We start from the raw sequence: 289 nt of genomic DNA, 5'->3' as shown, positions 1-289 counted from the left end.
TCGACGGTGGCGTCGTCGAGGACGCCCGCGGTGTGGACGACGGCGCTGAGGCGGTGGTCGGCGAGGAGGTCGGTGACGGCTCGGCGGTCGGTCATGTCGCAGGCGGCGACGGTCACGTGGGCGCCGAGGGCGGTGAGTTCGGCGGTGAGTTCGGCTGCGCCGGGGGCTTCGGGGCCGCGGCGGCTGGTGAGCAGGAGGTGGCGGACGCCGTGGGTGGTGACCAGGTGGCGGGCGAGCAGTCGGCCGAGGGTGCCGGTGCCGCCGGTGAGCAGGACCGTTCCGGTGCCGA

Annotated in this window: 1 protein-coding gene; it reads right to left on the bottom strand. The window is 75.8% G+C overall.

All coding sequences use genetic code 11. From position 1 onward, the window contains the following. Nucleotides 1-289 (bottom strand): SDR family NAD(P)-dependent oxidoreductase (locus OO57_RS38110; RefSeq protein ID WP_033257521.1); only part of this gene is annotated, 289 nt, incomplete at both ends.

Source organism: Kitasatospora phosalacinea (assembly GCF_000717185.1).
Classification (GTDB): Bacteria; Actinomycetota; Actinomycetes; order Streptomycetales; family Streptomycetaceae; genus Kitasatospora; species Kitasatospora phosalacinea_A.
This window is presented reverse-complemented; position numbering and strand designations above follow the sequence as displayed.